Below are 6,956 nucleotides of genomic sequence, written 5' to 3' on the forward strand. Positions count from 1 at the left end.
ATCAATTTGCCAAACTATTAGGATGCTAAACTTTATTTTATGACTTATGATCAACCCTCTGAACAATCTATACCTGAATCCATCGTTAATGAAGCGTTCGACGTAAAGCAGCAAGACAATACAGATGATTTATTTCCCATTGTTGGCATTGCCGCCTCTGCGGGGGGATTAGAGGCATTTACGCAGTTACTCAGGCATTTGCCTACTGATACAGGGATGGCATTTGTGCTGATTCAACACTTAGACCCTAACCACAAGAGTCTGTTGAGAGAGATTCTGACAAGAGCAACTCAAATGCCTGTCAGTGAAGTGCTAGATGGGGTGATTGTAGAACCTAACCAAGTTTACATCATTCCGCCTAACACTAAAATGATCTTGTCTCGTGGGGTGTTGCAACTCATGCCGCGAGAGAAAGTTCAGGGGAAATATATGCCTGGTGATGCGTTTTTTACTTCATTGGCCGCGGATCGAGGGCGCAAAGCGATCGCAGTGGTTTTATCTGGATCGGATGGAGATGGTTCACTGGGGCTGAAGGCAATCAAAGCAGCCGGAGGAGTGACTTTTGCTCAGTGTGAAGACACAGCCAAATTCGATAGTATGCCCAATACTGCTGTTGCCACAGGGAATGTCGATTTTGTCCTGCCGCCTCAAAAAATTGCCGAGGAACTGGTAAACCTCAGTCACAATCCTTCTCTTTCTAACTTGTTGCCCTTAATAAATCTAGAGAAATTGCCCCAACAGAGAGATGCCCTGGGAAGTATTTTTGTGTTATTGCGATCGCTAACTGGTGTTGACTACAGCCACTACAAACCCAACACCCTAGAGCGGCGAATTCAGAGGCGAATGCTGTTGTACAAACTAGACCGGTTGGAAGATTATGCCCAGTATTTGCAAGAACATCCAACTGAAGTTAAGGCGCTCTCTGAAGAAATTCTGATCCACGTCACCTATTTTTTCCGCGATGCTGGAGCATTTCAACTGTTGAAAGAGCAAGTCTTTCCCAACATCATCCAAAACAAGTCCCCAGAGTTGCCGATTCGGATTTGGGTGGCGGGGTGTTCGACGGGCGAAGAGGTCTATTCCATCGCCATCACCTTGCTAGAGTTTTTGTCAAATAAAGTAACCCAGCCGCCAATCCAGATTTTTGCCACAGACATCAGCGAAATGGCCATTGACAAAGCCAGGTCGGGAATTTATGCCGAAAATCAAATGGTGGAGGTTTCACCAGAGCGCCGCCACCGATTCTTTAATGTCATCGAGGGTGGTAGATATCAAATTAACAAAGCTGTCCGTGAACTGTGTGTATTTGCCCGCCAAGACTTGGGCAGCGATCCCCCTTTTTCTAACTTAGATTTAATTAGCTGTCGGAATGTACTGATTTATTTGGATGCAACGTTGCAAAAACGAATACTGCCGATCTTTCATTACAGTCTCAACCAGACTGGCTTTGTGCTGCTAGGGACTTCAGAAAGCACAGGTAATTATTCAGATTTGTTTACTCTAATTGACGGAAAGTATAAAATCTATACCAAGAAGCTAACCGCAATTCGTCCAACTTTCTCCTTCGTTACCAGCAATTATCCGATGGCAAAACTGGACGAACATCGGCCAACAAATGACAATCCATCTGATGGCTTTGACTTAGAGAGAACAACTGACCAACTGATCTTAAATCGCTATGCCCCAGTGGGTGTAGTAATTAACGACAAAATGGACGTGCTGCAATTTCGGGGAGAAATCGATCTCTACCTCAAACTTGCACCAGGGAAACCGAGTCTCAACTTATTTAAAATGGTGCGTCAAGGCTTACTCGTCGAGCTACGTGCCACAATTTATCAGTCGCAACGGCAAAAAATTCTCGTTAGAAAGGAAGGGTTACGGATTGAATCCGGCGATGTTTCCAGAATCATCAATCTTGAGGTGATTCCATTCAAACCTGCAACTGGCGAAGAACTCTACTTTCTGGTTTTATTTGAACAAGCCCCACCCACGGTTAGTCACCTCAGCCCGATTAATCCTGAAAATCCAGAGCAGGGAGACCTAGAACGTGAGATTGTTCGGCTCAAACAGGAACTCGCAACCGCAAAAGTTGAACAGGCTGCAACTCAAGAATATCTGCAAGCGGTGATCCAAGAGCAGGAAGACATCAATCAAGACTTAAAAGTTGCCAATGAAGAAATCCTCTCCAGTAATGAAGAGTTGCAAAGCACCAATGAGGAGCTAGAAACAGCCAAAGAAGAGATTCAGGCAACCAACGAAGAACTCAACACAACTAATGAAGAACTTCGCTCTCGAAATCGGGAATTACACCAAGTTAACAACGATCTCACGAATTTGCTTGCCAGTATCAATATTCCCATTTTGATGTTGACAAATGACTTACGCATTCGACGTTTCACGCCAATGGCGCAACGGCTTTTCAATTTCATTGCTACCGATGCTGGACGACCCTTAAGCGATATCAGAGCAAATCTAAATATTCCTGAGTTAGAAGCTCTAATTTTGGAGGTACTTGAAACACTCAGCATCAAAGAATTAGAAGTCCAAACTCTGGGGGGACATTGGTATAACCTCCGCATCCGTCCTTATCGCACCAAAGAGAACCAGATTGACGGTGTAGTATTAGTATTAATTGATATTGATGTGCTCAAACGCAGTGCCGCAACCTTAGAACAAGCCCGGAATTACGCCGAAGGGATTGTGGAGACGGTACAAGTGCCGTTAATTGTACTTGATGCTAATTTCCGGGTGAACCAAGCTAATCGTTCATTTTATGAAACATTTCAGGTTTCACCATCAGAGACAGCGCAATCTCTGATTTTTGAACTAGGCAATGGTCAGTGGAACTTACCCGGACTGCGATCGCTCTTACAAGATATTATCGCCAACGATACCACTATTCACGACTGGGAAATAGAGCATCATTTTGAGCGGATTGGGCAGAAAACCATGTTGCTCAATGGTTGGAAAATTATTCAAGAGGGAAATACTCAAAGGATTTTGCTGTCCATTGAAGATATTAGCGATCGCCAGCAGTTTGAGTTGGAGCGATCGCAACTCCTAGCACAGGAGCAGTCAGCCCGTCAACAAGCCCAAATCGCCAACCGAGCTAAAGATGAATTCCTGTCAAACCTCTCATATCAACTTCGTAACCCCCTTAACACCATACTTGGTTGGGCGCAAGTCTCCCGCAGTCGCAATCTAGATCAAGCAGCAGTCACCAATGCCTTGGAAGTGATAGAGCGGAATGCTAGGGTGCAAGTTCATTTAATTGATGATTTACTGGATGTTTCACGGATTACCAGTGGCAAGCTGAATTTAAAAACTCGTCTAATTGATCTAGTTTCAGTCATAGATAGTGCGATTGAGTCGATCAAATTGTCCGCAGAGGCGAAAACCATTGAAATTGTTTCACACTTGAACTCGGCAAGGGTTGTTGGAGATTTTGATCGCTTACAGCAGGTGATGTGTAATTTACTTTCTAACGCCATTCAGTTCACTCCATCCGGTGGGCGAGTGGAAATCATCCTCCAACCTCTATCTACTCACGCCGAAATCCGAGTCAGCGACACCGGAATTGGCATTCGGGCAGACTTGCTGCCATATATCTTTGATCCTTTCCGCCAAGGTGATTCTACCAGCAACAAAGTCACTCCAGGACTGGGATTAGGTTTGTCCATCGTCCGTCATCTTGTAGAACTTCACGGTGGAACAGTTGAAATCCAGAGTCCAGGCGAAGGACAAGGAACCACCATTACTGTCAGGCTGCTGTTGCACACAATGCTACTGGAGATGACTGCACCAAGTTCTTTAGAGCCGAGCCTTTTGTCAAGGACTGTGGATACATTAGATGGTAATATTGCATCCCTAACTCTAGAAAACCTGTGCATCCTGGCTGTAGACGATCAAGACGATAGCGGCGACTTAATCAAGTGGATCTTAGAAGACTTCGGGTGCCAAGTAGTGGTTGTAACATCGGCAAGGGAAGCGATCGCGGCTCTAACTGAATCTCCTGGCAGATATAATGTGCTGCTAGCAGATATTGGAATGCCAGAATCAGACGGTTTATCCCTGATTCGTCAGGTGAGAGCGCTTGACGCTGAAACGGGGGGACAAATTCCAGCCGCCGCCATCACTACCTATGTCAGCGAAGCAGAGCAACAAATGGCAATTGATGCTGGCTTTCAAATGCATCTGGCTAAACCAATTGACCCGAATCAATTAGCATTGATGGTTGCAAACTTAAGTGGACGAAGTTTTTAAGGCTATGGTATACACACAAGTCTTATAACCTAGCCCCACAACGTTTTGATCCCCCCTAACCCACGCCAGTCGCTCTACTTGGGGAGACCCCATCGCTTTTAGCGTCTCCCCTTCTCCCAAAGGGAGAGGCTAGCGCCAAGGGAGAAGACCGCGCTGGCTCCCCGATAAATTGGGGGGGAAAGAATCAAAGTCCCCCAATTTATCGGGGAGCCACTGCCAATACGGTTCGGATAAGGTTTTTTCATGACAGATCCTAGATCACAAAGACGCGATAAATCGCCGTCTTTACAATAATCAGTCCTTTGTAGAGACGGCGATTTATCGCGTCTCGAAAACCAAAAATTGTTGCCAGTAGCCCTTAACCCAAGCGTATTGATTTAGAGAGAGGTTTTCCAGGCGTAAAAAGTCAGGTGCGTACACCGTAGCTGGAAAAAGCAAGTGGTCTTTGAGGAACGAAACCCCGCAAAATGTTAGGTTTGTTGGGTAACGCTTGAGCTTCAAGCCAACCTACGAATATTCTTAACCGAGCAGCACTATCCCAAACAAAGTTGTTTTGTAGACAACAACAAACTGGCTTCAATCTTCTGGCGCACAACCTCTGTTACTTGACAGTTGCTATTCAGACAATCGATTAGCAACTGATTGGCATAGTAATATTGTTGCAATAGTTGCTCTTGTTCAGGGCTGAAGTGCCAGTCATGCTGAATGTTTTCATGCTTATAGATCATTTCTTTTAACTGGGAGGGAGTCGAAAGGAAATTTTGGCTGACACAAGTTAAACATTTTTGCAAAGATGGTTCTTGAGCCACTAGCGCATCAATTCTTTGCTTCATCAACTGCACTAATAAATCTGCATTCCGCAGCATGGCAACCGTTAACAAAAAGATTTCCCGCCACCTGGGTTCAGTAATATGACTCACCAGATTTTCTAAAGGTTCTTCTAACCCTTGTAAATCATAACTGACAACAATTTTTCGAGCAGTAAGATATTCTTGAAACGTCAAATAAGAAAAGGAGAAAATCCCCCGCGATCGTTCTGTCAGTAATCCATGTTGCAACTCTATTGCCTTCAGTATCCTTTCACTATCTAATTGCAATTCATCTGATTCCGTTGAAGCATTCGGTAAATCACGGAGATAGTCGCCAATGTATTGCTCAACAAGGCGTTGTTCAAAAAAGTAATTACCCTGCTCAAATGTCTCGCTAGCAAGCTGAGTCAACAGCTTTAGCTTTTGTGGTAAGAAAAAACCTTGGTACGCTTCATCGCGCTCAATTCCTTTACTTTCGTCCCATTTGTAAAGCAGAAGGTCTAAACATTGCTTATAAAACGCAGCTTTTTGGGTTGGAAATTGGTTATTGTGACGAAAAATCCAGCAGGTGAGGTGCAAAAATAAAGGGATAACGGCAAGTCTACGAAATTGTAAGTTTTCAGGCAAATCTAGTTTCTCAATGAATTGAACTGCCTGTTGCTGGTGGACATTGGTTTTTGTGAGTGCTGTAAACCACTTTTGAGCAAAGGCAACAATTTGGTCTTGACTAAAGGGGGCAATTTCAACATCTGTGAAGCGTGTGAGGTTGAAAACTTGAGCCGCAGTTCGGCAGGTGACGACAAACATATTCTTGTGATACTTTTCAGAGAGTCTGCGAATCTCGTTGATGACAGCCTTAGTCTCTTGATGGTAGACTTCATCTAATCCATCCAGTAACAACAAAACTCTGCCCTCCAACAACAAAGTTTCCAGCACAGATGGATCTGAAATGCCACAGTTCAAGAATTCCTTGCGAATATAGTTGAGTAAATCGAATTCCTGTGATTCTCTTTCTTCGTCTGCAAAATCTCTTAAGGTGACAAAAATGGGAACTCGATTAGCTGCAAATATACCTCGCTGACATTGAATCCCCAGATGTTGTAAAAAGGTGGTTTTACCTACTCCCACTTTACCCAATACCCGCAGTTTTGAATAAGTTTGGACTGCTTTGATACCCGTAATTTGTGTCTGGGATACTTCACCTAAGCCAAAGCGATCGAGTTCTTTTGACGTGAAGCTTTGCAGGTGAGCAAACTCCAACCACTGAAGGCTGACAATCTCCTCGGAAATGTTGATATCGATGTAAATATCGTCAATGCTAATGGGGTGGCTAATATCTAAGAACTGCAAGATGCCGCACTGATTTTTAATTTTCTCAAAGCGTTGCGATCGCACCTGTTTCACTAGGTTATCAATATCTAAGACCGTAGCCTGGCCAACTTCTCCAAATTCCAAAAATTCTGCCGGAGGATCGATAGCAATCTCTCGCCAATCCAATTCCAACACGGTACAAACTTCGATAAATGTGTAACGTTCAATCCTCTGTCCAGAGAAAAAACGCCAAATGGGTTGTCGAGTCTTTAAGTTAACTTCTGCCGCCAGATTATCTTGCGTCCAACCTTTGCGGGTAAAGGCTCTTTTTGCTTGTTCAATTCCTTCTGGTGATGCTTGGAGCGATCGCTTGGCCATAATACAAAACCATGCTCCCAATATCAGGTTACTTGAACTTTTATCAATAACTGTGATTGTATAGTTTTTGATGTGATAGCACAATTCTGCCCGTTTAAAACTTACAGCAATTTTCAGGTAAATAGACCACAGTGATTGAACCAACCGAGGGCATCATCTTCGGTAATGTAATTGACAGCAACCGCCATTGCTTGG

Annotated in this window: 2 protein-coding genes; one reads left to right on the top strand and one right to left on the bottom strand. The window is 44.1% G+C overall.

Features of this window, described 5'->3' with window-relative positions; genetic code table 11:
- Positions 1-39 precede the first annotated feature (39 nt).
- Complete coding sequence (locus V7K97_RS29720) at positions 40-4,263, top strand: chemotaxis protein CheB (protein WP_334804565.1); 4,224 nt, start codon at positions 40-42, stop codon at positions 4,261-4,263.
- 533 nt (positions 4,264-4,796) lie between these two features.
- Here the strand turns inward: V7K97_RS29720 and V7K97_RS29725 are convergent.
- Complete coding sequence (locus tag V7K97_RS29725) at positions 4,797-6,905, bottom strand: NACHT domain-containing protein (RefSeq protein WP_334804566.1); 2,109 nt, start codon at positions 6,903-6,905, stop codon at positions 4,797-4,799.
- Positions 6,906-6,956: the final 51 nt, after the last annotated feature.

Source organism: Nostoc sp. (assembly GCF_036917815.1).
Taxonomy (GTDB): domain Bacteria; phylum Cyanobacteriota; class Cyanobacteriia; order Cyanobacteriales; family Nostocaceae; genus Nostoc.

Excerpts from the sequence above, each read along its gene's own strand:
- V7K97_RS29720 (WP_334804565.1), top strand. The coding sequence starts at position 40 with ATGACTTATGATCAACCCTCTGAACAATCTATACCTGAATCCATCGTT.